Annotated in this window: 24 protein-coding genes; 20 read left to right on the forward strand and 4 right to left on the reverse strand. The window is 71.9% G+C overall.

Annotation, left to right across the window (positions count from 1 at the left end; translation table 11 throughout):
* Positions 1-97: 97 nt before the first annotated feature.
* Positions 98-1327 (reverse strand): DUF349 domain-containing protein, encoded by a 1230-nt coding sequence (locus ACIF80_RS20995; protein ID WP_399806619.1) that lies wholly within the window; start codon positions 1325-1327, stop codon positions 98-100.
* Positions 1328-1464: 137 nt separating this feature from the next.
* Positions 1465-2286: a peptidylprolyl isomerase gene (locus tag ACIF80_RS21000; RefSeq protein ID WP_399806621.1), complete on the reverse strand. Its 822-nt coding sequence runs from the start codon at positions 2284-2286 to the stop codon at positions 1465-1467.
* Positions 2287-2465: 179 nt separating this feature from the next.
* Here ACIF80_RS21000 and ACIF80_RS21005 point away from each other — a divergent pair, with 179 nt between their 5' ends.
* The 5 genes from ACIF80_RS21005 to rpsD all read left to right on the forward strand — a co-directional run bounded on the left by ACIF80_RS21005 (position 2466) and on the right by rpsD (position 7784).
* The gene (locus ACIF80_RS21005) at positions 2466-3182 is read left to right on the forward strand and encodes an MBL fold metallo-hydrolase (protein ID WP_399806624.1); all 717 of its coding nucleotides are present in this window, start codon (positions 2466-2468) and stop codon (positions 3180-3182) included.
* A gap of 11 nt (positions 3183-3193) precedes the next feature.
* Positions 3194-4456 carry a histidine--tRNA ligase gene (gene hisS, locus ACIF80_RS21010; protein ID WP_399806626.1) on the forward strand — a complete coding sequence of 421 codons (1263 nt, stop codon included), beginning with the start codon at positions 3194-3196 and terminating at the stop codon, positions 4454-4456.
* 289 nt (positions 4457-4745) lie between these two features.
* Entirely contained in the window at positions 4746-5405 is a 660-nt protein-coding gene (locus ACIF80_RS21015; RefSeq protein ID WP_399806629.1) for a vitamin K epoxide reductase family protein, read from the forward strand.
* A gap of 78 nt (positions 5406-5483) precedes the next feature.
* The gene (locus ACIF80_RS21020; protein ID WP_399806631.1) at positions 5484-6839 is read left to right on the forward strand and encodes a replication-associated recombination protein A; all 1356 of its coding nucleotides are present in this window, start codon (positions 5484-5486) and stop codon (positions 6837-6839) included.
* A gap of 330 nt (positions 6840-7169) precedes the next feature.
* The gene (gene rpsD / locus ACIF80_RS21025) at positions 7170-7784 is read left to right on the forward strand and encodes a 30S ribosomal protein S4 (protein ID WP_055573891.1); all 615 of its coding nucleotides are present in this window, start codon (positions 7170-7172) and stop codon (positions 7782-7784) included.
* Positions 7785-7805: 21 nt separating this feature from the next.
* On the opposite strand, the gene ACIF80_RS21030 is transcribed toward rpsD, so the two are convergent.
* Positions 7806-9983: an ATP-binding protein gene (locus ACIF80_RS21030; RefSeq protein WP_399806634.1), complete on the reverse strand. Its 2178-nt coding sequence runs from the start codon at positions 9981-9983 to the stop codon at positions 7806-7808.
* A gap of 164 nt (positions 9984-10147) precedes the next feature.
* Here ACIF80_RS21030 and ACIF80_RS21035 point away from each other — a divergent pair, with 164 nt between their 5' ends.
* The 14 genes from ACIF80_RS21035 to nusB all read left to right on the forward strand — a co-directional run bounded on the left by ACIF80_RS21035 (position 10148) and on the right by nusB (position 23988).
* Entirely contained in the window at positions 10148-10621 is a 474-nt protein-coding gene (locus ACIF80_RS21035; protein WP_399806637.1) for a DUF948 domain-containing protein, read from the forward strand.
* 7 nt (positions 10622-10628) lie between these two features.
* Positions 10629-11000, forward strand: a complete 372-nt coding sequence (locus ACIF80_RS21040) for a hypothetical protein (RefSeq protein ID WP_399806639.1) — start codon at positions 10629-10631, stop codon at positions 10998-11000.
* Positions 11000-13669: an alanine--tRNA ligase gene (gene alaS, locus ACIF80_RS21045; RefSeq protein ID WP_399806642.1), complete on the forward strand. Its 2670-nt coding sequence runs from the start codon at positions 11000-11002 to the stop codon at positions 13667-13669. The genes ACIF80_RS21040 and alaS overlap by 1 nt, the downstream gene beginning before the upstream one ends.
* Positions 13670-13704: 35 nt before the next feature.
* Positions 13705-14169: a Holliday junction resolvase RuvX gene (ruvX, locus tag ACIF80_RS21050; protein ID WP_399806884.1), complete on the forward strand. Its 465-nt coding sequence runs from the start codon at positions 13705-13707 to the stop codon at positions 14167-14169.
* Between the two features lie 124 nt (positions 14170-14293).
* The gene (mltG, locus tag ACIF80_RS21055) at positions 14294-16102 is read left to right on the forward strand and encodes an endolytic transglycosylase MltG (RefSeq protein ID WP_399806645.1); all 1809 of its coding nucleotides are present in this window, start codon (positions 14294-14296) and stop codon (positions 16100-16102) included.
* On the forward strand, positions 16102-16929 hold the full coding sequence (locus ACIF80_RS21060) for a shikimate dehydrogenase (protein WP_399806647.1): 828 nt from the start codon (positions 16102-16104) through the stop codon (positions 16927-16929). Before mltG ends, ACIF80_RS21060 begins: the two co-directional genes overlap by 1 nt.
* A 50-nt stretch (positions 16930-16979) precedes the next feature.
* Positions 16980-17351 (forward strand): hypothetical protein, encoded by a 372-nt coding sequence (locus tag ACIF80_RS21065; RefSeq protein WP_399806649.1) that lies wholly within the window; start codon positions 16980-16982, stop codon positions 17349-17351.
* Between the two features lie 246 nt (positions 17352-17597).
* Positions 17598-18782 carry a chorismate synthase gene (gene aroC, locus ACIF80_RS21070; protein WP_399806651.1) on the forward strand — a complete coding sequence of 395 codons (1185 nt, stop codon included), beginning with the start codon at positions 17598-17600 and terminating at the stop codon, positions 18780-18782.
* 26 nt (positions 18783-18808) lie between these two features.
* Positions 18809-19291, forward strand: a complete 483-nt coding sequence (locus ACIF80_RS21075; RefSeq protein WP_399806886.1) for a shikimate kinase — start codon at positions 18809-18811, stop codon at positions 19289-19291.
* Positions 19288-20382, forward strand: coding sequence for a 3-dehydroquinate synthase (gene aroB / locus ACIF80_RS21080; RefSeq protein WP_399806653.1), 1095 nt, complete (start codon positions 19288-19290; stop codon positions 20380-20382). The genes ACIF80_RS21075 and aroB overlap by 4 nt, the downstream gene beginning before the upstream one ends.
* Before the next feature lie 261 nt (positions 20383-20643).
* Positions 20644-21501, forward strand: coding sequence for a Pro-rich N-terminal domain-containing protein (locus ACIF80_RS21085; protein WP_399806655.1), 858 nt, complete (start codon positions 20644-20646; stop codon positions 21499-21501).
* Positions 21502-21820: 319 nt separating this feature from the next.
* The gene (locus tag ACIF80_RS21090) at positions 21821-22927 is read left to right on the forward strand and encodes an aminopeptidase P family protein (protein ID WP_399806658.1); all 1107 of its coding nucleotides are present in this window, start codon (positions 21821-21823) and stop codon (positions 22925-22927) included.
* A gap of 57 nt (positions 22928-22984) precedes the next feature.
* Positions 22985-23551, forward strand: coding sequence for an elongation factor P (gene efp, locus ACIF80_RS21095; RefSeq protein ID WP_399806661.1), 567 nt, complete (start codon positions 22985-22987; stop codon positions 23549-23551).
* 2 nt (positions 23552-23553) lie between these two features.
* Positions 23554-23988 carry a transcription antitermination factor NusB gene (gene nusB, locus ACIF80_RS21100; protein ID WP_399806664.1) on the forward strand — a complete coding sequence of 145 codons (435 nt, stop codon included), beginning with the start codon at positions 23554-23556 and terminating at the stop codon, positions 23986-23988.
* Between the two features lie 293 nt (positions 23989-24281).
* Here nusB and bldD read toward each other — a convergent pair whose 3' ends face one another.
* The gene (gene bldD / locus ACIF80_RS21105; RefSeq protein ID WP_055572227.1) at positions 24282-24785 is read right to left on the reverse strand and encodes a transcriptional regulator BldD; all 504 of its coding nucleotides are present in this window, start codon (positions 24783-24785) and stop codon (positions 24282-24284) included.
* Between the two features lie 275 nt (positions 24786-25060).
* Here bldD and pyrR point away from each other — a divergent pair, with 275 nt between their 5' ends.
* Positions 25061-25618, forward strand: coding sequence for a bifunctional pyr operon transcriptional regulator/uracil phosphoribosyltransferase PyrR (pyrR, locus tag ACIF80_RS21110; protein ID WP_055690454.1), 558 nt, complete (start codon positions 25061-25063; stop codon positions 25616-25618).
* The last annotated feature ends 90 nt before the right edge of the window (positions 25619-25708 follow it).

The following is a 25708-nucleotide window of genomic DNA, read 5'->3' on the forward strand; positions in this document are numbered from 1 at the left end:
CGGCCCCCGGGGGGCCCCCCCGGGGGGGGGCGGGGGGCGCGGGGGGGGCCCCCCCCCCGGGGGGGCGGCCCCCCCCCCCCCCCCCCCGGCCCCGGCGTCAGCCGCCGAACTCCTGCAGGCCCTTCAGGGCCTGGTCCAGGAGCGCCTGGCGGCCCTCCAGTTCCCGCTCGAGCTTCTGGGCCCTGGCGTCGTTGCCCTGCGCCCGCGCCTGCTCGATCTGGCCCTTCAGCTTGTCCACGGCGGCCTGGAGCTGGCCGGTCAGACCCTCGGCACGCGCGCGTGCCTCCGGGTTGGTCCGGCGCCACTCGGCCTCCTCGGCCTCCTGCATGGCCCGCTCCACGGCGTGCATCCGGCCCTCGACCTTCGGCCGGGCGTCCCGCGGCACATGGCCGATGGCCTCCCACCGCTCGTTGAGCGCGCGGAACGCGGCGCGGGCGGCCTTCAGGTCCGTGATCGGCAGGAGCTTCTCGGCCTCCCCGGCCAGCTCCTCCTTGAGCTTGAGGTTCTCCGTCTGCTCCGCGTCACGCTCGGCGAAGACCGAGCCGCGGGCGGCGAAGAAGACGTCCTGGGCGCCGCGGAAGCGGTTCCACAGGTCCTCCTCGTGCTCGCGCTGGGCGCGGCCCGCGGCCTTCCACTCCGACATCAGGTCCCGGTAGCGCGCCGCCGTCACACCCCAGTCCGTCGACTTCGACAGCCCCTCGGCCTCGGCGACCAGACGCTCCTTGGTCTTGCGGGCCTCCTCGCGCTGCGCGTCCAGGTGCGCGAAGTGCTGCTTGCGCCGCTTGGAGAACGCCGACCGCGCGTGCGAGAAGCGGTGCCACAGCTCGTCGTCGGACTTGCGGTCCAGCCGAGGCAGGCCCTTCCAGGTGTCCACCAGCGCCCGCAGCCGCTCACCGGCCGCCCGCCACTGGTCCGAGCCCGCCAGCTCCTCCGCCTCGGCGACCAGCGCCTCCTTGGCGTGGCGCGCCTCGTCGGACTGCTTCGCCCGCTGTGCCCTGCGCTCCTCGCGCCGGGCGCCCACCAGCTCCACGAGCTTGTCCAGCCGCACCCGCAGGGCGGCCAGGTCACCGACCGCGTGATGGGCGTCGACCTGCTCCCGCAGGTGCCCGATCGCCGTCATGGCGTCCTTCGAGGACAGGTCGGTGGTCTTCACTCGCTTCTCGAGGAGGCCGATCTCGACCACCAGGCCCTCGTACTTGCGCTCGAAGTAGGCCAGAGCCTCCTCGGGGGAGCCCGCCTGCCAGGAACCGACGACCTGCTCTCCGTCGGCCGTACGCACGTACACGGTCCCCGTCTCGTCGACGCGGCCCCACGGGTCGCTGCTCACAGCGCCTCCTCCACATGATGCCTGCGGAGGGCTCTGCTGCCCCCGGGCATCGTCCACAGTTTTCGTCACGGCCAATCTAGGCGACCGACGGGATGCCTGTCCGCATCCCGCGCGACCGAAATTCCCCGGCTGGGCAGTCAGGATTTCGTGACGGTCGCCTTGTTGATCACGACCGTCGCGTTGGGGGGTCCGTCACCCGCTCCGGTGGTGTCCCCGGCTCCGGCGATCTTCTTCAGGACCTTCAGGCCCGCCTCCGAGACGGTGCCGAACGGCGTGTAGCTCGGCGGGAGCGGGCTGTCCTCGTACACCAGGAAGAACTGGCTGCCGCCGCTGTCCTTCTGCCCGGTGTTCGCCATGGCGACGGTGCCCGCCGGGTAGGTGTTGTCCTTGAGGCTCTTGTCCTTCAGGTTCTCGTCCGGGATCGTGTAGCCGGGGCCGCCGGTGCCGGCGGCCGTCGGGTCGCCGCACTGCAGCACGTAGATGCCGTTGGTGGTGATCCGGTGGCACCTGCTGTGGTCGAAGTAGCCCTCACCGGCGAGGAACTCGAACGAGTTGACGGTGTGCGGGGCCGCCGACGCCTTCAGCGCCATGTCGATGGTGCCGCAGGTCGTCTCGAGCGTCATCGTGTACTTCGCCGACTTGTCGACGGAGAGCGCCGGCTCCTTCTTCCAGGTCTTCGAGGCGACCTTGCCCTCCGCGGGCTTCTCGCACGGGTCGGGCGCCTTGCTCGGCGCCTCGGCGCTGGGCGTGACCTCCGCGTTCGCGTTGGACGTGTCCTCGTCCCGGTCGAACGCCCCGGCCGTGTACAGCCCGAGGCTGCCGACCAGGACCACACCGAGGACGGACGCGATCACAGAGTTGCGGACCCGCGACTTGCGGCGCGCCTCGGTACGCCGCTGCTGCTGCCGCAAGAACTTCTCCCGGGCGAGCTGACGCCGCCGCTGCTCCTGGCTGACCACCGGGTGACTCCTCATGCCTCTCGTGTGCCGACCGAATACGCGTGCGGGCGGCGGACCGACTGACTGCGTGTGCCCCGTACCGTATATGGGTTGGCTGAGGAAACGGCAGCGCCGGTAGGCTCTGACCACGGGCGAAGCCCCGTGACAAGCCTCCCGTACCGACACAACGAAGGACGAACGTGCTCATTGCCGGGTTCCCCGCCGGGGCCTGGGGGACGAACTGTTATCTCGTCGCCCCCGCCGCCGGCGAGGAGTGCGTGATCATCGATCCCGGCCATCAGGCCGCCCCCGGAGTCGAGGAGGCGGTCCGCAAGCACCGGCTGAAGCCCGTCGCCGTCGTCCTCACCCACGGACACATCGACCACGTGGCCTCCGTCGTCCCCGTGTGCGGGGCGCACGACGTACCGGCCTGGATCCACCCCGACGACCGGTACATGATGAGCGACCCCGAGAAGGGCATCGGCCGCACCATCGGCATGCCGCTGATGGGCGAGCTGACCGTCGGGGAACCGGCCGACGTCAAGGAACTGGCCGACGGAGCGAAGCTCGACCTGGCCGGGCTGCAGCTGACGGTCGCGCACGCGCCGGGCCATACCAAGGGGTCGGTGACCTTCGGCCTGCCCGAGGCGGCGGACATCCCGCCGGTGTTCTTCTCGGGAGACCTGCTGTTCGCCGGCTCCGTCGGACGCACCGACCTGCCCGGCGGTGACACGGCCGAACTGCTCGACTCGCTGGCCCGCGTGTGCCTGCCGCTCGACGACTCGACCGTGGTGCTGGCCGGACACGGCCCCCAGACGACCATCGGCCAGGAGCGCGCCACCAACCCGTATCTGCGGCAGGTGGCGGCAGGCCGCCAAGGACGCGGCGCCGCCGACGCTCCCCGACGAGGAATGTGACAAGACCTTCCGTGAGCACCTTCAAGGCCCCCAAGGGCACCTACGACCTGATCCCGCCGGACAGCGCCAAGTACCTCGCCGTCCGCGAGGCCATCGCCGCCCCGCTGCGCGGCTCCGGCTACGGCTACATCGAGACGCCCGGCTTCGAGAACGTCGAACTGTTCGCGCGCGGTGTCGGTGAGTCCACCGACATCGTCACCAAGGAGATGTACGCCTTCGAGACCAAGGGCGGCGACCGGCTCGCCCTGCGGCCCGAGGGCACGGCCTCCGTGCTGCGCGCGGCCCTGGAGGCCAACCTGCACAAGGCGGGCAACCTCCCGGTCAAGCTCTGGTACTCCGGTTCGTACTACCGCTACGAGCGCCCCCAGAAGGGGCGCTACCGTCACTTCTCCCAGGTCGGCGCCGAGGCGATCGGTGCCGAGGACCCGGCGCTCGACGCCGAGCTGATCATCCTGGCCGACCAGGCGTACCGCTCCCTGGGGCTCAGCGAATTCCGCATCCTGCTGAACTCCCTGGGCGACAAGGAGTGCCGCCCCGTCTACCGGGCCGCGCTCCAGGACTTCCTGCGCGGACTGGACCTGGACGAGGACACCCTGCGCCGCGCGGAGATCAACCCGCTGCGCATCCTGGACGACAAGCGCGAGGCGGTGCAGAAGCAGCTGACCGGCGCCCCGCTGCTGCGCGACTACCTGTGCGACGCCTGCAAGACGTACCACGAGGAGGTCCGCGAGCTGGTCACGGCCGCGGGCGTCGCCTTCGAGGACGACCCCAGGCTGGTGCGGGGGCTGGACTACTACACGCGCACCACCTTCGAGTTCGTCCACGACGGTCTGGGCTCCCAGTCCGCGGTGGGCGGCGGCGGCCGCTACGACGGTCTCTCGGAGATGATCGGCGGCCCCGCGCTGCCGTCCGTCGGCTGGGCGCTCGGTGTCGACCGCACCGTGCTGGCCCTGGAGGCGGAGGGTGTCGAACTCGAGCTCCCGGCCACCACCAGCGTGTTCGCCGTCCCGCTCGGCGAGGAGGCGCGCCGGGTGCTGTTCGCCAAGGTCACCGAACTGCGCAAGAACGGCGTCGCCGCCGACTTCGCCTACGGCGGCAAGGGACTGAAGGCGGCGATGAAGGCGGCCAACCGCTCGGGCGCGCGCTACGCCCTGGTGCTCGGCGAGCGCGATCTCGCCGAGGGCGTCGTCCAGCTCAAGGACATGGAGTCCGGCGAGCAGACCGCGGTGGGTGTCAACGAGATCGTGGCCGAGCTGGAGGCCCGGCGCGGCTGACCCGTCCTTCCCCTCACGTACATGAAGGCGCCGGTGTGCCCCAGCGGGCCCGGCGCCTTCGGCGTCGCCACGGCCTCGTCACGTCAACCCTGTGAACGGCGATTCCCTCGATCGGGGTTTTAGGCTGGAGTGTATGTACGGCCGGGGCACATACTGCGGCCGAAACCGTACGCCCGCGGGGGACTGTTCATACGTTCTTGTGGCCGGTGGACGGTGAACCCACAGTCACGTACGGCACAATGACCCTGCCCGAAGCAGGTCCACACTCTCCAGTGACGGAATCGGCGTGATGAGCAACACGACAGTGAAGGACATCTCCACCGAGCCCGACCCCGCGCAGGGGCCGGCCGCCGGGCCGGTGCGCGAGGGCGCCGGCCGTGCGTTCGCCCTGCTGTTGGTCATCACCGGTGCCGCCGGTGTGCTCGCCGCGTGGGTCATCACACTGGACAAGTTCAAGCTGCTCGAGGCCAAGGTCAGGGGCGAGACGTACGTCCCCGGCTGCAGCCTCAACCCGGTGGTCTCCTGCGGCAGCGTGATGGAGAGCGACCAGGCGAGCGTCTTCGGCTTCCCCAACCCGATGCTGGGCCTCGTCACCTACGGCATCGTCGTCTGCGTGGGCATGAGCCTGCTCGCCGGGGCCCGCTTCCCGCGCTGGTACTGGCTCACCCTCAACGCGGGCACCCTCTTCGGCACCGTCTTCTGCGCCTGGCTGATGGCCCAGTCCCTGTACCGGATCAACGCCCTGTGCCTGTGGTGCTGCCTGGCCTGGGTCGCCACGATCATCATGTTCTGGTACGTCACGTCGTTCAACGTCCGCAAGGGCTTCCTGCCCGCCCCCGGCCGGGTCAAGAGCTTCTTCGACGAGTTCACCTGGGTCATGCCCGTACTGCACATCGGCATCATCGGCATGCTGATCCTGACCCGCTGGTGGGAGTTCTGGACCAGCTGACCGCCGGTACCGCACCGGCCCCGGGGTCACCAGGACCGCGCCGACCGCGTTGTCGGTGCGGTCCTTTAGGGTTTCGGTGTGGAGCCCGACCTGTTCACCGCCGCAGCCGAAGACCGCCAGGAGAAGGACCCGACCGGCAGCCCTCTCGCCGTCCGGATGCGCCCGCGCACCCTTGACGAGGTGGTGGGCCAGCAGCATCTGCTGAAGCCCGGCTCACCCCTGCGCCGGCTGGTCGGCGAGGGTGCCTCCGGCCCCGCGGGCCCGTCCTCGGTGTTCCTGTGGGGACCGCCCGGCACCGGCAAGACGACCCTGGCGCACGTCGTGTCCAGGGCCACCGACCGGCGCTTCGTCGAACTGTCGGCGATCACCGCGGGCGTCAAGGAGGTCCGCGCGGTCATCGACGGTGCCCGCCGCGCCTCCGGCGGGTACGGCAAGGAGACCGTCCTCTTCCTCGACGAGATCCACCGCTTCAGCAAGGCCCAGCAGGACTCCCTGCTCCCCGCGGTCGAGAACCGCTGGGTCACGCTGATCGCCGCGACCACCGAGAACCCCTACTTCTCGGTCATCTCCCCGCTGCTGTCCCGCTCGCTCCTGCTCACCCTCGAACCCCTCACCGACGACGACATCCGGGACCTGCTCCACCGGGCGCTCGGCGACGAGCGGGGCCTGAAGGACGCCCTCACCCTCCCCGAGGACACCGGCGACCACCTGGTGCGCATCGCCGGCGGGGACGCCCGCCGCGCCCTGACCGCCCTGGAGGCCGCCGCGGGGGCCGCGCTGGACAAGGGCGAGACGGAGATCTCCCTGGCCACCCTGGAGGAGACGGTCGACCGGGCCGCCGTGAAGTACGACCGCTCCGGCGACCAGCACTACGACGTCGCCAGCGCCCTGATCAAGTCCATCCGCGGCTCCGACGTGGACGCCGCCCTGCACTACCTCGCCCGGATGATCGAGGCCGGCGAGGACCCCCGCTTCATCGCCCGCCGCCTGATGATCTCCGCCAGCGAGGACATCGGCCTCGCCGATCCGAACGCGCTGCCCATCGCGGTCGCGGCCGCCCAGGCCGTCGCCATGATCGGCTTCCCCGAGGCCGCCCTCACTCTCAGCCACGCCACCATCGCCCTCGCCCTCGCCCCCAAGTCCAACGCGGCCACCACCGCGATCGGCGCCGCCCTCGACGACGTCCGCAAGGGACTGGCCGGGCCCGTGCCGGCCCATCTGCGCGACGGGCACTACAAGGGCGCGGCCAAGCTGGGCCATGCCCAGGGGTACGTGTACCCGCACGACCTGCCCGAGGGCATCGCCCAGCAGCAGTACGCCCCGGACGCCCTGAAGGACCGCGCGTACTACGACCCCTCCCGGCACGGCGCCGAGGCCCGGTACGCCGACGCGGTCGAGTGGACCAGGAAGCACCTCGGTCGGAAGCAACCGTGAGCACCCTGTAGAATCTGCCGAAGCTGCGTCCCGCGTCCGGCCCCGCAAGGGAAACCGGCACCACCAGAGCGGGACATCCAGCCGGAGACCCGCCCCCCGGGGCAGGGAATCCAGGAGCGTCGCGCACCGTCGAACGGTGTCGCGGGCAGCCCACCACCACCCGGAGTCCCGGGACCGGCCGGTGGGCCACTCGCGTGCTGCACGTATGTGCCCAGACCAGGGGAGCGGCTGCCCGGCAGGTCCCGAGCGGACCCGCGGGGTTTCCCCGACTGCGGATGCGACCTCCCTTAACCCTGGTGAGCCGGAAACTTTGGAAAAGAGACAGATACAGTGGCGAATCAGCCCCGCCCCAAGGTCAAGAAGTCGCGTGCCCTGGGTATCGCACTGACCCCGAAGGCCGTCAAGTACTTCGAGGCCCGCCCCTACCCGCCGGGTGAGCACGGCCGCGGCCGCAAGCAGAACTCGGACTACAAGGTCCGTCTGCTGGAGAAGCAGCGTCTGCGCGCCCAGTACGACGTCAGCGAGCGCCAGCTCGTCCGCGCGTACGAGCGTGCCGCCAAGACGACGATCAAGACCGGTGACGCCCTCGTCATCGAGCTCGAGCGCCGTCTCGACGCCCTGGTCCTGCGTTCGGGCATCGCCCGCACGATCTACCAGGCCCGCCAGATGGTCACCCACGGCCACATCCAGGTCAACGGCAAGAAGGTCGACAAGCCCTCCTTCCGTGTCCGCCCGGACGACGTCGTGCAGGTCCGTGAGCGCAGCAAGGACAAGACGCTGTTCACGATCGCCCGCGAGGGTGGCTTCGCCCCCGACGGCGAGACCCCGCGCTACCTCCAGGTGAACCTCAAGTCCCTGGCGTTCCGCCTGGACCGTGAGCCGAACCGCAAGGAGATCCCGGTGATCTGCGACGAGCAGCTCGTCGTCGAGTACTACGCCCGCTGACCCCAGCAGGCGCGCGGTGACTCAGCCCGCCGTCTCCCCGCCCTTACGGGTGGGCGAGACGGCGGGCTGCTGCGTGGGCGCCCCGGCCGCCGCCCGCCGTACGCTCCCGCCCGGCGCCGGATCACCCGCCTCGGCCCCGCGCAGCGCCCGGCGGACCGCCTCGTCCCGGCCGAGCCGCGCCCCCCGCCGCACGCTCTCCTCGTACCGTTCGTCGCCCAGCTGCTCCCGGGCCAGCGCCTCGCACAGCTCGTGCGGCGTGTTGTAGTGGGCCGAACCGAACAGCCGCAGCCCCACCGACAGCCACATCCGGTCCGCCGCCCCCTGAAGCACCGCCGCCTCGGCCGCCTTCCCCTCCGCCACCGTGACCAGGGCGAGCAGCTCCAGCGCCAGCACCGAACCGAGCAGGTCGCTGAAGCCGTGGGCGCCGTCCAGGGAGTCGGTGAGCAGCTCCCGGGCCCTGGCCGGATCGCCCTCGCACCAGGCCGCGTACGCCAGCACGTACAGCGCGTAGGTGCGGGCCCACCGCTCGCCGTGCTCCTCGCACACCCGGCGGACGTCCTCGCACATCCGCACCGCGTCCGGCAGGTCCTCCTGGAAGGCGCGGGCCATCGCCAGCTCGATCCGGGCCATCAGCACATTGCTGTTGAGCTCCCCGATCTCCTCGTAACGCTCCAGCGCCGAGCGCAGCAGCGTCTCCGCGCGGGGCACGTCGTCCGTGATCAGCGCCAGGCAGCCGGCGCGGTGCTCCGCGTACGCCAGCGCCGCGGGGTTCGCCGCCCGCTCCGCCTGACGGCGGCACTCCTGGAGCGCGGCCAGCGCGGGCACCGTGTCGCCCTGGAGGATCGCCACGTGAGCGAGTACCCACAGGGCCTTGAGCCGGGGCTGTTCATGACCGGAGTCGATCCGCACCGCCTGCTCCAGCCAGTGCCGGCCCTCCGCCAGCCGCCCGCAGCCCACCCAGGAGAACCACAGCGAGCCCGCCAGGTGCTGCCCCAGATGCGCCTCGTCCGGGTCCGTCAGGCCCACCTCCAGGGCACGGCGCAGATTCGGCAGATCCGCCTCGACGCGCGCGGCGATCTCACGCTGCCGGGACGAGAACCAGTCCAGCTCGCACCAGGTGGCGAGTCCCACGTACCAGTCCCGGTGCCGCCGCGCGAGCCGCTCCGCGTCGCCCACGCTCTCCAGCCACTCGGCGCCGTACGCGCGCAGCGTGTCCAGCATCCGGTAGCGCGCCCCGGCCGGGGTCTCCTCGCGGGTCACCACCGACTGCGCGAGCAGCGCCGACAGGACGTCGAGGACGTCCCCGGCGGCCAGACCGTTCCCCCCGCACACGTACTCGGCGGCCTCGAGGTCGAAGTGCCCCGCGAACACCGAAAGCCGTGCCCACAGCAACCGCTCCTCGGGCGTGCACAGTTCGTGGCTCCAGCCGATCGCCGTCCGCAGCGTCCGGTGCCGGGGCAGGGCGTCCCGGCCGCCGCCGGTCAGCAGCCGGAACCGGTCGCCGAGCCGCTCCAGCACCTGCCCCGGCGACAGCGCGCCCAGCCGGCCGGCGGCCAGCTCGATCGCGAGCGGGATGCCGTCGAGACGCCGGCACAGCTCCCGCATCTGCCCCTCGTCCCCGGCACCCACCGCACGCTGCCCCGCCCGCACCGCCAGCAGCCGGACCGCCTCGTCCTCGCCGAGCGGAGCCAGCGGTACCAGCCGCTCCCCGGCCACGGACAGCGCACGGCGTCCCACGGCGAGCACCCGCAGCCCCGGCGCCCGGCGCAGCAGATCGGCCACCAGCTCGGCACAGGCGTCCACCAGGTGCTCGAACCCGTCCAGTACCAGCAGCAGCCGGCGCTCCGCCAGATGTCCCCGCAGCGTCTCGCGCGGCAGCCGGGTGGTGTGGTCCGTCAGGCCCAGCGCCTCCACCACCACGTGGTCGACGAACTCCGCGTCCCCGAGCGCCGCCAGCTCCACCCGCCAGACCCCGTCCCGCGGCGCGCACCGCGCGGCCGCCCGGGCGGCCAGCCGCGACTTGCCGACCCCGCCGGACCCGGTCACCGTCACCAGCCGCGAAGCGGCAAGGGCCCGGGACAGTTCGTCCAGTTCCGCCGCACGGCCCACGAACGCGTCCGGCTCCAGCGGCAGGTTGCCCTCCACGCCCCGCGGCGGGCCGCCGTCCGCCGGAGCGCCGTCGCACCCAATGTCCCCCATGGAACACGGAGCGTACTGAACCGTGTTCAGTCCGTACAATCGCTTCCCCCGACTCCGCCCGCGGCGGGCGGTAATCCGGTACGGAGTCCCGCCGGTGGCGCGATAGGCTCGGTGCACGATTTTCTCGATGTTCAGGCACGTTTCTCAGGGAGCAGGTGCGCACAGTGTCCGGTGGAGAGGTGGCCGGAATCCTGGTGGCCGTGTTCTGGGCGATCCTGGTCTCCTTCCTCGCCGTCGCACTGGCGAGGCTGGCCCAGACGCTCCGGGCGACCACCAAGCTCGTGGCGGACGTGACCGACCAGGCCGTCCCGCTGCTGGCCGACGCCTCCACCGCGGTGCGTTCCGCGCAGACCCAGATCGAGCGGGTCGACGCGATCGCCTCCGACGTCCAGGAGGTCACCTCCAACGCCTCCGCCCTGTCGACCACCGTCGCCTCCACCTTCGGCGGCCCGCTGGTCAAGGTCGCCGCGTTCGGCTACGGCGTCCGCCGGGCCGTCAGCGGACGCAGGGAGGACGCGCCCGCCAGGGCGGACTCCGCCAGGACCGAGCCCGCGAAGGCGCCGGGCCGCACCGTGATCGTGGGCCGCACCGTCCCGGGCACGCGGCGGGCGAGGCGCACCCGGGGAAAGAAGGACTGACCCAGCGATGTTCCGCCGTACGTTCTGGTTCACCACCGGCGTCGCCGCAGGTGTGTGGGCCACCACCAAGGTCAACCGGAAACTGAGGCAGCTGACGCCCGAGAGCCTCGCCGCGACCGCGGCGAACAAGGCGATCGAAGCAGGCGGCCGCATCAAGGACCGGGCGGTGGACTTCGCACTCGACGTCCGCGACAACATGGCCCGGCGCGAAGCCGAACTGGGCGACGCCCTCGGCCTCGACGCCCCCGTCGACCGGGAACTCCCGAGCTCCGGCCGGTACGCCGCCATCGAGAACCGGAACAGCCCGAAGAACAACCCGCGGTACGCCGAGGGCTCGGCGTACCTGACGAACCCGTACAACCGGAATGAGGACCACTGATGGAGTCGGCCGAGATCCGCCGCCGCTGGCTGAGCTTCTTCGAGGAGCGCGGGCACACCGTCGTCCCTTCGGCGTCGCTCATCGCGGACGACCCGACTCTGCTGCTCGTCCCGGCCGGCATGGTGCCCTTCAAGCCCTACTTCCTGGGTGAGGTCAAGCCGCCCTTCGCGCGCGCCACCAGCGTCCAGAAGTGCGTGCGCACGCCGGACATCGAAGAGGTCGGCAAGACCACCCGGCACGGCACGTTCTTCCAGATGTGCGGCAACTTCTCCTTCGGCGACTACTTCAAGGAAGGCGCCATCAAGCTCGCCTGGGAGCTGCTCACCAGCTCCCAGGACAACGGCGGCTACGGCCTCGACCCCGAGCGCCTGTGGATCACCGTCTACAAGGACGACGACGAGGCCGAGCGCATCTGGCGCGACGTCGTCGGCGTGCCCGCCGAGCGCATCCAGCGCCTGGGCAAGAAGGACAACTACTGGGACATGGGCGTCCCCGGCCCCTGCGGTCCCTGCTCCGAGATCAACTACGACCGCGGCCCCGAGTTCGGCGCCGAGGGCGGCCCCGCCGTCAACGACGAGCGGTACGTGGAGATCTGGAACCTCGTCTTCATGCAGTACGAGCGGGGCGAGGGGCCGGGCAAGGACTACCCGATCCTCGGAGACCTGCCGAGCCAGAACATCGACACCGGTCTCGGCCTCGAGCGGCTCGCCATGATTCTGCAGGACGTGCAGAACCTGTACGAGATCGACACCTCCATGGCCGTCATCGACAAGGCCACCGCCCTGACCGGGGTCCGCTACGGCGACGCCCAGGACTCGGACGTCTCGCTGCGCGTGGTCACCGACCACATGCGCACCTCGGTCATGCTCATCGGCGACGGCGTCACCCCCGGCAACGAGGGCCGCGGCTACGTGCTGCGCCGCATCATGCGCCGCGCCATCCGCAACATGCGCCTCCTCGGCGCCACCGGCCCGGTCGTCAAGGACCTGGTCGACGTCGTCATCGGCATGATGGGACAGCAGTACCCCGAGCTCGTCACCGACCGCGAGCGGATCGAGAAGGTCGCCGTCGCCGAGGAGAACGCCTTCCTCAAGACGCTGAAGGCCGGCACCAACATCCTCGACACCGCCGTCACCGAGACCAAGCGGTCCGGTGGCACGGTCCTGTCCGGCGACCGGGCCTTCCTGCTGCACGACACCTGGGGCTTCCCGATCGACCTCACCCTGGAGATGGCCGCCGAGCAGGGCCTCTCCGTGGACGAGGACGGCTTCCGCCGCCTGATGAAGGAGCAGCGGGAGCGGGCCAAGGCCGACGCCCGGGCCAAGAAGACCGGCCACGCCGACCTCGGTGCCTACCGCGAGATCGCCGACCGGGCCGGTGCCACCGACTTCACCGGCTACAGCGACACCGAGGGCGAGTCCACCGTCGTGGGCATCCTGGTCGACGGTGTCTCCTCCCCGGCCGCCACCGAGGGCGACGAGGTGGAGATCGTCCTCGACCGCACCCCCTTCTACGCCGAGGGCGGCGGCCAGATCGGCGACACCGGGCGGATCAGGGCCGACTCCGGCGCCGTCATCGAGATCCGCGACTGCCAGAAGCCGGTCCCGGGCGTCTACGTGCACAAGGGCGTCGTCCAGGTCGGCGAGATCACCCTCGGCGCCAAGGCCCACGCCTCCATCGACGAGCGCCGCCGCAAGGCCATCGCCCGCGCCCACTCGGCCACCCACCTCACCCACCAGGCCCTGCGCGACGCCCTCGGCCCGACGGCCGCCCAGGCCGGTTCCGAGAACCAGCCCGGCCGCTTCCGCTTCGACTTCGGCTCGCCGTCCGCAGTTCCGACGGCCGTGATGACCGATGTCGAGCAGAAGATCAACGAGGTGCTCGCCCGCGACCTGGACGTGCGCGCCGACGTCATGGGCATCGACGAGGCGAAGAAGCAGGGTGCCATCGCCGAGTTCGGCGAGAAGTACGGCGAGCGCGTGCGCGTGGTGACCATCGGAGACTTCTCCAAGGAGCTGTGCGGCGGCACCCACGTGCACAACACCGCCCAGCTGGGCCTGGTGAAGCTGCTCGGCGAGTCCTCCATCGGTTCCGGTGTGCGCCGCATCGAGGCCCTGGTCGGCGTGGACGCCTACAACTTCCTCGCCCGCGAGCACACGGTCGTCGCCCAGCTCCAGGAGCTGATCAAGGGCCGCCCGGAGGAGCTCCCGGAGAAGGTCTCCGCCATGCTCGGCAAGCTCAAGGACGCCGAGAAGGAGATCGAGAAGTTCCGCGCCGAGAAGGTGCTCCAGGCCGCCGGAGGCCTCGCCGAGTCCGCCAAGGACGTCCACGGCGTCGCCCTGGTGACCGGCCGGGTCCCGGACGGCACCACCGCCGACGACCTGCGCAAGCTGGTGCTCGACGTGCGCGGCCGGATCCAGGGCGGCCGGGCCGCCGTCGTCGCCCTGTTCACCACCGTCAACGGCAAGCCCCTCACGGTCATCGCCACCAACGAGGCCGCCCGCGAACGCGGCCTCAAGGCCGGTGACCTGGTCCGCGCCGCCGCCAAGACCCTCGGCGGCGGCGGAGGCGGCAAGCCGGACGTCGCCCAGGGCGGCGGCCAGAACCCGGCCGCCATCGGTGACGCCGCGGACGCCGTCGAGCGGCTCGTGGCGGACACGGCCAAGTGAGCGGACCGGTGAACGATCCCTCGGGCGGCCGGGCCATGCGCCGCGGCCGCCGGCTCGCGATCGACGTCGGGGACGCCCGGATCGGGGTCGCCTCGTGCGACCCCGACGGGATCCTCGCCACCCCGGTCGAGACCGTCCCCGGCCGGGACGTCCCGGCGGCCCACCGGCGCCTTCGCCTGCTCGTGGAGGAGTACGAGCCGATCGAGGTCGTCGTCGGCCTCCCCCGCTCCCTCAAAGGGGGAGAGGGCCCCGCCGCGGTCAAGGTCCGCGGCTTCGCGCAGGAACTGGCCCGCGGGATCGCACCGGTGCCCGTGCGCCTCATCGACGAGCGCATGACGACGGTGACGGCGAGCCAGGGGCTGCGTGCCTCGGGCGTGAAGTCGAAGAAGGGACGTTCCGTCATCGACCAGGCCGCCGCCGTGATCATCCTCCAGCAGGCCCTTGAATCCGAACGGGTGTCAGGCAATGCACCCGGTGAGGGCGTCGAAGTGGAGAGGTGATCGCGGTACGGTAACGTTCCGCGCGATGCGGTGGTGTTCGAACAGCCGCCGCAAAAGAGAGGCGGAACGGACGCCGGCCACCCCCACAGCCGCGTGACCGCCGCCTCGCGGCTCTAGGGGATCGATGACTGAGTATGGCCGGGGCCGAGGCTCCGAACCGTGGCATCCGGACGACCCGTTGTACGGGGACGGCGGATGGGCAGGGCAGCAGACCCAGCAGGGTCAGCAGCCCCCCTACGACGGCCAGGCGCAGCACTACCCGCAGCAGCCGCAGCAGCACCAGCAGCAGTACGGCGACTGGGGCACCGCCGAGCAGCAGGGCGGGTACGGGCAGCAGCAGTACGCGCAGTACGACCAGCAGCAGGGTCACCCACAGCAAGGTCACCAGCAGTACGACCAGCAGCAGTACGGCGAGCAGCACTACGGTCAGCAGTACGCCTCCCAGCAGGCGCAGCACCCGGACCAGCAGCACCCGGACCAGCAGCAGTACGACACGGGCGGCTGGCAGACCGGCGCCCACGGCCACCCGCAGGACCCGTACGCGGCGGCCGACCCCACGGACCCGTACGGGCAGCAGGGCGGGGCGTACGGTGCCCAGCAGTCCGACTACTACGCGACCTCCGAGGCCTACCCGCCGCCCGAGCCGCCCGCCCGGCGCGGCGCCGAGCCCGAACGGCGGCCGGAGCGGGACGAGGAACCGGAGTCGCGGACCGACTGGGATCCGGGACCGGACCAGGGGGAGCACGCCTTCTTCTCGGGCGACGACGAGGACGAGGCCGACGAGCCGGGCGGTCGCGGCGACCGCCGGGGCAAAAGCGCCAGGGGCGGCAAGGGCGGCAAGGGTGCCAAGGACAAGAAGCGACGCAGTGGGTTCGCCTGCCTCGTGGTGGTGGTGGTCCTCGGCGGCGGTGTGGCCGGTGTGAGCTATGTCGGCTGGCAGTTCGTCAAGGATCGTTTCGGCAGCCCCCCGGACTTCGCCGGTGACGGGAACGGCGAGAAGGTGACCGTCACGATCCCCAAGGGCTCGACCGGGTACGCCATCGGCCAGGTGCTCAAGAAGGAAGGCGTGGTCAAGAGCGTCGACGCCTTCGTCGCGGCCCAGGCCGGCAACGCGCAGGGCAAGACGATCCAGGACGGCGTCTACACGCTCGAGCTGGAGATGTCGGCCGAGAGCGCGGTCGAGCTGATGCTCAGCCCGAAGAGCCGCAGCAACCTGGTCATTATCGAGGGCGCTCGCAACGCCGACATCTACAAACTCATCGACAAGCGCCTCAAGGTCGAGGACGGGACCACCGCGAAGGTCGCCAAGGCGGACTGGGAGAAGCTCGGCCTGCCCGACTGGGCGGTGAACGGCGGGGACGTCAAGGACCCGCTGGAAGGGTTCCTGTTCCCCTCCAGCTACGGCGTGTCCAAGGGGCAGACGCCCGAGGACGTGCTGAAGGGCATGGTCGAGCAGGCCACAGCGACCTACGAGAAGCTCGGTGTCGAGAAGAAAGCCGAGAGCCTCGGGCTCGAGGACCCGTGGCAGCTGGTCACCGTGGCGAGTCTCGTCCAGGCCGAGGGCACCAGCCACAGCGACTTCCGCAAGATGTCCGAGGTCATCTACAACCGGCTCAAGCCGGGCAACACCGAGACCAACGGCATGCTGGAGTTCGACTCCACCTACAACTACGTCAAGAACCAGAGCAAGCTCGACCTGAGCCTCAGCGAGCTCAGGAACTATGACAACCCCTACAACACGTACTTCTACAAGGGCCTGCCGCCCGGACCGATCAGCAACCCGGGCGAGGACGCCATCAAGGGCGCGCTCAGTCCGACGGACGAGGGCTGGTACTACTTCATCTCGCTCGACGGAAAGACGAGCGAGTTCACCAAGACCAACGCCGAGCACCAGAAGCTGGTCGACAAGTGGAACGCGTCGAGGGGCAACTGATGGCCGCACCCCGCCGCGCCGCCGTCCTCGGCTCCCCGATCGCCCACTCCCTCTCCCCGGTGCTGCACCGCACCGCCTACGCGGAGCTGGGGCTGGAGGGCTGGACGTACGACCGCTTCGACGTCGACGAGCAGGCCCTGCCGGACTTCTTCGAGACGCTCGGGGACGACTGGGCCGGGCTGTCGCTGACCATGCCGCTGAAGCGGGCCGTGATCCCGCTGCTGGACGGGATCAGCGAGACCGCGGCCTCGGTCGACGCGGTCAACACCGTCGTCCTCACCGAGGACGGCCGCCGGACGGGCGACAACACCGACATCCCCGGCATGGTCGCCGCACTGCGCGAACACGGCATCGACAAGGTGGACACCGCCGCGATCCTCGGTGCCGGAGCCACCGCGTCGTCCGCGCTCGCCGCGCTGTCCCGGATCTGCGCCGGCGAGATCGTCGTCTACGTGCGCAGCACCGCGCGCGCCGCCGAGATGCGGCAGTGGGCCGAACGCCTGGACGTGGCGGTACGCATCGCCGACTGGGGCGACGCCGAGCAGGCCCTGCACGCCCCGCTGGTGGTCACCACCACCCCGGCAGGCGTCACCGACGGCCTCGCCCGGGCCGTCCCGGAACGTCCCGCGGCCCTCTTCGACGTGCTCTACGACCCCTGGCCGACCGTTCTCGCGGCCCGCTGGTCGGCGTACGGCGGCGCGGTGGTCGGCGGCCTCGACCTGCTGGTGCACCAAGCGGTGCTCCAGGTCGAGCAGATGACGGGACGCTCTCCGGCCCCGCTGGACGCCATGCGAAAAGCAGGAGAGCGGGCGCTCGCGGCCCGCTAGGATCCCGTCCGGTTCCGCAGGGGGCGGAACCGGGGGAGGGGTACGCGTTCATGTCCGCAGGCACGCCACTGGCATCCGTGAAGTCCCAGATCTTCGAGTCCGTGCTGGGCTTCCTGCCCGACTGGGTGCAGATCACGGTGCTGGCCCTGATCGTTCTCGTCGTCGTCGCGTCCTGGGCCGTCAAGATCAGGCACAGGGTCGCACACCGGCGCGCCACCCGCGAGGGCCGGCCGGTCCACGCGGCAGCCCAGTACGGACAGGGCAGCGGAGCCGACCACCTGGGCCAGTACGCGCCGCAGCCCGGCCAGGCCGGCCGGCCCGCACCGCACGCTCCCGCGCAGGTCACGGCGGGGCAGAGCGGTGCCGACTTCCTCGGGTCCTACGCGCCCGGGCAGCAGCGTCCGGGTGACGGCCGGGCCTGACGCCCAGGACCGGCCGCCGGAGACCGGGGCCGCCGGACCGGGGGCCCCGGTCCGCCAGAACCCTGGTACCGGCGGCCCTCCCGCCCCGTCGCCGCTCGTCCGACTGATGGACCGGCGACCGGACACGCCGCCCGAACGTGGGAGGATCGGACGTGGCGGGCCGGGGCCGCGCACCCCGTCGCGCCACAGCCGTACGCGACGCCGCGTGCGCAGGGCAGTGCCGGGCGCGAGCATGAAGGAGCACCGTTGAGCAGGTTGCGCTGGCTGACCGCGGGGGAGTCCCACGGTCCCGCACTCGTCGCGACGCTGGAGGGTCTTCCCGCCGGCGTGCCGATCACCACGGACATGGTGGCGGACCATCTCGCGAGGCGGCGGCTGGGCTACGGCCGCGGTGCCCGGATGAAGTTCGAACGGGACGAGGTCACCTTCCTCGGCGGCGTGCGGCACGGCCTCACCCTCGGCTCCCCGGTCGCGGTCATGGTGGGCAACACCGAGTGGCCGAAGTGGGAACAGGTCATGGCGGCCGACCCGGTCGACCCCGAGGTGCTGGCCGGCCTCGCCCGCAACGCCCCGCTGACCCGCCCGCGCCCCGGCCACGCCGACCTCGCCGGCATGCAGAAGTACGGCTTCGACGAGGCTCGTCCGATCCTGGAGCGGGCCTCCGCGCGCGAGACCGCGGCCCGCGTGGCGCTGGGCGCCGTGGCCCGCTCGTACCTGAAGGAGACGGCCGGCATCGAGATCGTCTCCCACGTCGTGGAGCTCGCGGCCGCCAAGGCCCCCTACGGCGTGTACCCGGCCCCGGCCGACGTGGAGCGGCTGGACGAGGACCCGGTGCGCTGCCTGGACGCGGACGCGTCGAAGGCGATGGTCGCGGAGATCGACCAGGCCCACAAGGACGGCGACACCCTCGGCGGAGTCGTCGAGGTGCTGGCGTACGGCGTACCGGTCGGCCTCGGCTCGCACGTGCACTGGGACCGGCGGCTCGACGCCCGGCTGGCCGCCGCCCTCATGGGCATCCAGGCGATCAAGGGGGTGGAGGTCGGCGACGGCTTCGACCTGGCCCGGGTGCCCGGCTCGAAGGCGCACGACGAGATCGTCGCCACCGACGAGGGCATCAAGCGCTCCTCGGGCCGCTCCGGCGGCACCGAGGGCGGCCTGACCACCGGTGAGCTGCTGAGGGTACGGGCGGCGATGAAGCCGATCGCGACCGTGCCGCGGGCGCTGAAGACCGTGGACGTCGTCACCGGCGAGGAGACCGCCGCCCACCACCAGCGCTCCGACGTGTGCGCCGTACCGGCGGCCGGCATCGTCGCCGAGGCCATGGTCGCCCTGGTCCTCGCGGACGCGGTGGCGGAGAAGTTCGGCGGCGACAGCGTCCCCGAGACCCGCCGCAATGTGACCTCCTACCTCGAGAACCTGGCCATCCGGTGACTCCTCTGATCGTGCTGATCGGCCCGATGGGCGTCGGCAAGTCCACCGTCGGGCACCTGCTGGCCGAGCACCTGGGCGTCGGCTACCGGGACACCGACGAGGACGTCGTCGCCGGGACGGGCCGCAGCATCGCCGAGATCTTCGTGGACGAGGGCGAGCCCGCCTTCCGCACCCTCGAGAAGCAGGCGGTGCGCACCGCGCTCGCCGAGCACGAGGGCGTCCTGGCCCTGGGCGGCGGCGCCGTCCTCGACGCCGACACGCGCGCGCTGCTCGCCGGGCAGCGGGTCGTCTACCTGTCGATGGACGTCGAGGAGGCGGTCAAGCGCACCGGCCTCAACGTCGCCCGGCCGCTGCTCGCCGTCAATCCGCGCAAGCAGTGGCGCGAGCTGATGGAGGCCCGGCGCCATCTGTACGAGGAGGCCGCCACGGTCGTCGTGGCCACGGACGGCCGCACGCCGGAAGAGGTCACCCGCTCCGCCCTGGACGCACTGGAGATGAAGCAAGCATGAGCAGCGAGGCAGTGACGCGGATCCACATCGGGGGCACCGCGGGCACCGACCCGTACGAGGTCCTGGTGGGCCGGCAGCTCCTGGGTGAGCTCGGCGGGCTGATCGGGACCGCCGCCAAGCGGGTCGCGGTCGTGCACCCCGAGGCCCTGGCCGAGACCGGCGAGGCGCTCCGCGCCGATCTCGCCGAGCAGGGCTACGAGGCCATCGCCATCCAGGTGCCGAACGCGGAGGAGGCCAAGACCGCCGAGGTCGCCGCCTACTGCTGGAAGGCGCTGGGCCAGTCCGGGTTCACCCGCACCGACGTCATCGTCGGCGTGGGCGGCGGCGCCAGCACCGACCTGGCCGGGTTCGTGGCCGCCACCTGGCTGCGCGGGGTGCGCTGGATCGCGGTGCCGACCACGGTGCTGGCCATGGTCGACGCGGCCGTCGGGGGCAAGACCGGCATCAACACCGCCGAGGGCAAGAACCTCGTGGGCGCCTTCCACCCGCCCGCCGGCGTGCTGTGCGACCTCGCCGCCCTGGACTCCCTCCAGACCAACGACTACGTCTCCGGGCTGGCGGAGGTCATCAAGGCCGGCTTCATCGCCGACCCGGTGATCCTCGACCTGATCGAGGCCGATCCGCAGGCCGCCCGCACCCCGGCGGGCCCGCACACCGCCGAGCTCATCGAGCGCTCGATCCGGGTCAAGGCCGACGTCGTCTCCTCCGACCTGAAGGAGGCGGGCCGCCGGGAGATCCTCAACTACGGTCACACGCTCGGGCACGCCATCGAGAAGAACGAGCGCTACAAGTGGCGCCACGGCGCGGCGGTGTCGGTGGGCATGCACTTCGCCGCCGAACTCGGCCGGCTCGCCGGCCGCTTGGACGACGCCACCGCCGACCGGCACCGCGCCGTCCTCGAATCGGTCGGGCTGCCCCTGCACTACCGCCACGACCAGTGGCCCAGGCTGCTGGAGAACATGAGGGTCGACAAGAAGTCACGCGGTGACCTGCTGCGTTTCATCGTCCTCGACGGCCTCGCCAAGCCCACCGTGCTGGAGGGCCCGGACCCGGCGGTGCTGCTCGCCGCGTACGGAGAAATCGCGGAGTAGCACCCGCGGACCCGCCCCCGCCGGGCAGACCGATGCCCGGCGGGGGCGGGCTCCCTGCCTCGCCGGGTGATCGGCCCGGCGGGTCAGGGCACTCAGGGCCACTTTCGGCCGTTCACCGGACAGCGGCAGGGGCGGTAACCGTTCGAACAGCCGCTCCGACGCTCTAGGCTGTCGGAGAGCGCGGGGGGCCACCCTGCCCTCAGCGCTTGTCGCCCGCGGCGAGTGGACCGAGCCCAGCAGACCGAGACGGAGTGGCACCGGATGCAGCACGCAGTGGGTTCTCCGCTGCCGCCGCCCCACCGACCGGGGCACGGACCGGCCGACGGCTGGTCACCGGCCGCACATCATCCGGGAGCGCACCCCCCGGGAGCGCACCAGGGGCCCGCCCCGGTGCCCGGGCCGCCGCCGGCCCCCGGCTATCCCGGACCGGCGCCGCAGCCCCCGGGCGTCCCGCAGTCCCCGCATCCGCCACCGGACACCACCGGGCATGTGCCGCTGCCGCCCGGCGGCCCCGTCGCCATGCCCCGTGCCCCGCAGGCCCCCGCGGCGGCCGACCCGGCCGGCACGACCCTCGCGGTCCTGCTCATAGGCCCCGCGGGCGCCGGGAAGACCAGCGTCGCCAAGTACTGGGCGGACCACCGCCGGGTGCCGACCGCGCACATCAGCCTGGACGACGTACGGGAGTGGGTGCGGTCCGGCTTCGCCGACCCGCAGACCGGGTGGAACGACCACTCGGAGGCGCAGTACCGCCTGGCCCGCCGCACCTGCGGCTTCGCCGCGCGCAACTTCCTCGCCAACGGGATCTCCTGCATTCTCGACGACGCCGTCTTCCCCGACCGCCCGGTCGTCGGCCTCGGTGGCTGGAAACGGCATGTGGGGCCCGGCCTGCTGCCGGTCGTGCTGCTGCCCGGTCTGGACATCGTCCTGGAACGCAACGCCGAGCGGTCCGGCAACCGCCGCCTCGGCGACGAGGAGGTCGCCCGCATCCACGGCCGCATGGCCGGCTGGTACGGCTCGGGCCTCCCGATCATCGACAACTCCCAGCTCGGCATACCGGAAACGGCCGACGTCCTGGACGACGTCCTCGCCAGGTCCATCGCCAGCCCTCCGTCCTGGTGAGCCACGCGGTGCGGCCCGCCCCACCAGCAGCGCCCGCCCGCCTGCCGCGGGCGGGCGCGGTGTGTTCCCCCCCGGCCGGATCCGTCGGCCTGGCCCTGAGGGCCGCCCGGCCCGCGGTCTCCGGCTCGCTGAGGTGGCGTCCCCGGTGTCCCGGGCGTCCCGGGCGCCACCGGCGCCGGCCGTGCGCCTGCCAGGCCACGGCCGCCTCGTCGCCGAGGGCCGGCACCCCGTCGTGCCGCCCCGGGACGCCGCCGCGCACCGGCCGCCCACTCGGACCTCTCGACCGGCGGTTTCCGGCCACCGCTCATAGGCTCGGGACATGTCTGAGGTGTACGCGCTCCGCCGGACGCGGCTGAGGGAAAGCTGCAACGCGGGTGGCAGCGCGGCGGCGCTGGTCACCCGGCCCGCCAATGTGCGCTATCTCGCGGGCCCCGCTCCCGAGGGCGCCGTACTGCTGCTGGGCCCGGCCGAGGACTTCCTGGTGTGCGCCGGGCTGCCCGACGACCGTTGCGAGCAGACCCGGCCCGACGAGGCGCTGCGGGTGCACGCCGTGCCCGGCACCGGCGGTGATCCCGCCGTCGAGGCCGCCGGGCTCGCCGCCACCGGGGGAGCCGACTCCCTCGCCGTCGAGGAGCACCACCTCACCGTGACCCGGCACCGCGCCCTCGGCTCGGTCGCCCCGGGACTGCGCCTGGCCAACGTCGGCGGCGCCGTCGAACAGCTCCGGGTGGTCAAGGACGAGGAGGAGATCTCCTGCCTGCGCATCGGCGCGGAGATCGCCGACCAGGCCCTCGGCGAGCTGCTGGAATCCATCCTCGTCGGCCGCACCGAACGCCATCTCGCACTGGAACTGGAGCGCCGCCTGGTCGACCACGGCGCCGACGGCCCCGCCTTCGCCACCTCCGTCGCCACCGGCCCGAACGCCGGGCGGCCCGGTCACCGGCCCACCGACCGGAGGGTGGAGGAGGGCGACTTCCTCTCCGTCTGTCTCGGCGCCGCCTACCGCGGGTACCGTTGTGAGATCGGCCGTACGTTCGTCATCGGCACCGCTCCCGCGGACTGGCAGATCGAGCTGTACAACCTCGTCTTCACCGCTCAGCGGGCCGGCCGGGAGTCCCTCGTACCCGGCGCCGCCTGCCGCGACGTGGACCGCGCGGCCCGCCAGGTACTGGACAGCGCGGGGTACGCGGCGGCCCTTCCGGCGCTCATCGGACACGGGGTCGGACTCGAAATCGACGAGGACCCTCAATTGACCCCCGGGACCATGGGTAAACTGGACGCTTGTGTGCCGGTCACCGTCGAACCGGGGGTCCACCTCCCGGGCCGGGGCGGTGTCCGGATCGATGACACGCTCGTCGTGCGCCCCGAGGCGGACGGCGGACCCGAGCTACTCACCATCACGACCAAGGAGCTGCTGGCGCTCTAGCTTCGCGCCGAGTGCCGGCCCCGAGTCGTCTCACGTCAGTCCAGGAGATTCCGCAACGTGGCTTCCACGAACGACCTCAAGAACGGCATGGTGCTCAAGCTCGAAGGCGGCCAGCTCTGGTCCGTCGTCGAGTTCCAGCACGTCAAGCCCGGCAAGGGCCCGGCCTTCGTGCGCACCAAGCTCAAGAACGTGCTCTCCGGCAAGACCGTCGACAAGACCTTCAACGCCGGTGTGAAGGTCGAAACGGCCACCGTCGACAAGCGGGACATGCAGTTCTCCTACATGGACGGCGACTACTTCGTCTTCATGGACATGGAGACCTACGACCAGCTGCACATCGACCGCAAGGTCGTCGGCGACGCCGCCCACTTCCTCGTCGAGGGCTTCGAGGCCACCGTCGCGCAGCACGAGGGCGAGGTGCTCTTCGTCGAGCTTCCGGCCGCCGTCGAGCTGACCATCGCCGAGACCGAGCCGGGCGTCCAGGGCGACCGCTCCACGGGCGGCACCAAGCCGGCCACGCTGGAGACCGGGCACCAGATCCAGGTCCCGCTCTTCATCACCACCGGTGAGAAGATCAAGGTCGACACCCGCACGAGCGACTACCTCGGCCGGGTGAACAGCTAACCGTGGCTGCCCGCAACACGGCCCGCAAGCGCGCCTTCCAGATCCTCTTCGAGGGCGACCAGCGCGGCGCCGACGTCCTGACGGTCCTCGCGGACTGGATCCGGCACTCCCGGTCCGACACCCGGCAGCCGCCGGTGAGCGAGTACACGATGCAGCTGGTCGAGGGCTACGCGGAACACGCGACGCGCATCGACGAGCTGATCGCCCAGTACTCGGTCGGCTGGACCCTGGACCGTATGCCGGTCGTCGACCGCAACATCCTGCGTCTCGGCGCGTACGAGCTGGTCTGGGTCGACGAGACCCCGGACGCCGTCGTCCTCGACGAGATGGTGCAGCTGGCCAAGGAGTTCTCCACGGACGAGTCGCCCTCGTTCGTCAACGGGCTCCTCGGCCGGTTCAAGGAGCTCAAGCCCTCGCTCCGCCGCGACGAGGTCTGATCCGGCACCGGCCAGCCGCACGGCTCCCGGACCGGCACAGACACGCCGGAGGGCCCGCAGCACGACCGCTGCGGGCCCTCCGGCGTGTCCGGGACCGGGCCCCCGGACCCCTGGCCTGCCCCTCGGCCCGCAGAACGAACGCCGCCGGGGGGGGGCCCCCCCGGGGCGGGGGGGGCCCCCCCCCGGCCCCCGGGCCCGCCCCCGCGCCCGCCCCCCGCCCGGGCGGGGGGGGGGCCCGACCTCTGCAGGTCGGGCCACCCCGGCGGTACGTTTCTGCTCGGGCGGTGGTGCGATCAGCCCTCGTCGTGCGAGGCGACCGCGCGACGCGCGTCCGGGTCCAGCACGCCCCAGCTGATCAGCTGCTCGGTGAGAACCGAGGGCGACTGGTCGTAGATCACGGCGAGCGTGCGCAGGTCGTCCTGGCGGATCGAGAGCACCTTGCCGTTGTAGTCACCGCGCTGGGACTGGATCGTCGCCGCGTACCGCTGCAACGGGCCGGCCTTCTCCGGCGGCACCGTGGCCAGCCGCTCCAGGTCGAGGACCAGCTTCGGCGGCGGCTCGGCGGCGCCGCCCGGCGTGGTACCGGGAAGCAGTTCCTGCACCGGAACGCCGTAGAAGTCCGCCAGCTCGGCAAGACGCTGCACGGTCACTGCGCGGTCGCCGCGCTCGTACGAACCGACCACGACCGCCTTCCAGCGGCCCTGGGACTTCTCCTCGACACCGTGGAGGGAAAGGCCCTGCTGGGTGCGGATCGCGCGGAGCTTGGCCCCGAGCTGTTTGGCGTATTCGCTGGACATATAGCTCCCCGGCACTGTGTCGACGCGACCGGCATGATTTCCGGGCCGCGCGGCTGGTAACTCACTGTGAGGTTACGCAGAGTTACTCTCGCCCGTCAAGCCGAATGGTCCACACCGACTCTTCCGGAGCCGGCGCGGACCGTTGCGCCGATGGAGTGGGCGGCGGTGGCGGGAGGGGGAATCAGGGGTGTCGCTCCCCACCTGATAGCGTGGCCGACGTAATCCCGACGTCCTTTAAGGTCCGTCCCGTGAGGCGGAGAAGGAGGTCCGTTCACATGGACACGCACTCCGATGCGCGGCCCGTTCTCGAAGGCCCCGACATCGCGCGGGTACTGACCCGCATCGCCCACGAGATCGTCGAGCGCGCCAAGGGCGCCGACGACGTGGTGCTCCTCGGCATCCCGACCCGGGGCGTCTTCCTCGCCCAGCGGCTCGCCGCCAAGCTCGAGCAGGTCACCGAGCGCAAGGTCCCGGTCGGCTCGCTCGACATCACCATGTACCGCGACGACCTGCGCATGCACCCGCCGCGCGCGCTGGCCCGCACCGAGATCCCCGGCGACGGCATCGACGGCCGGCTGGTCGTCCTCGTCGACGACGTGCTCTTCTCCGGACGCACCATCCGCGCCGCCCTCGACGCGCTGAACGACATCGGGCGCCCGCGCGCGGTGCAGCTCGCCGTCCTCGTCGACCGCGGCCACCGCGAACTGCCCATCCGCGCCGACTACGTCGGCAAGAACCTCCCCACGTCGTTGCGGGAGACGGTCAAGGTCCTGCTCGCCGAGGAGGACGGTCGCGACACCGTGCTGCTCGGCGCCAAGCAGCCCGCCCCGTAGCGATCCGGGCGCGCGCCCCCTCGCGTGCGCCGGCCCGGCGTGCCGTCATGCCCCGGGCTGCCCGGATTCTCCCGTTCTTCCGATTGAACT

Origin of the sequence: Streptomyces sp. NPDC085927 (assembly GCF_044540975.1) — a bacterium.
In the GTDB taxonomy this organism is placed as follows: Bacteria; Actinomycetota; Actinomycetes; order Streptomycetales; family Streptomycetaceae; genus Streptomyces; species Streptomyces hirsutus.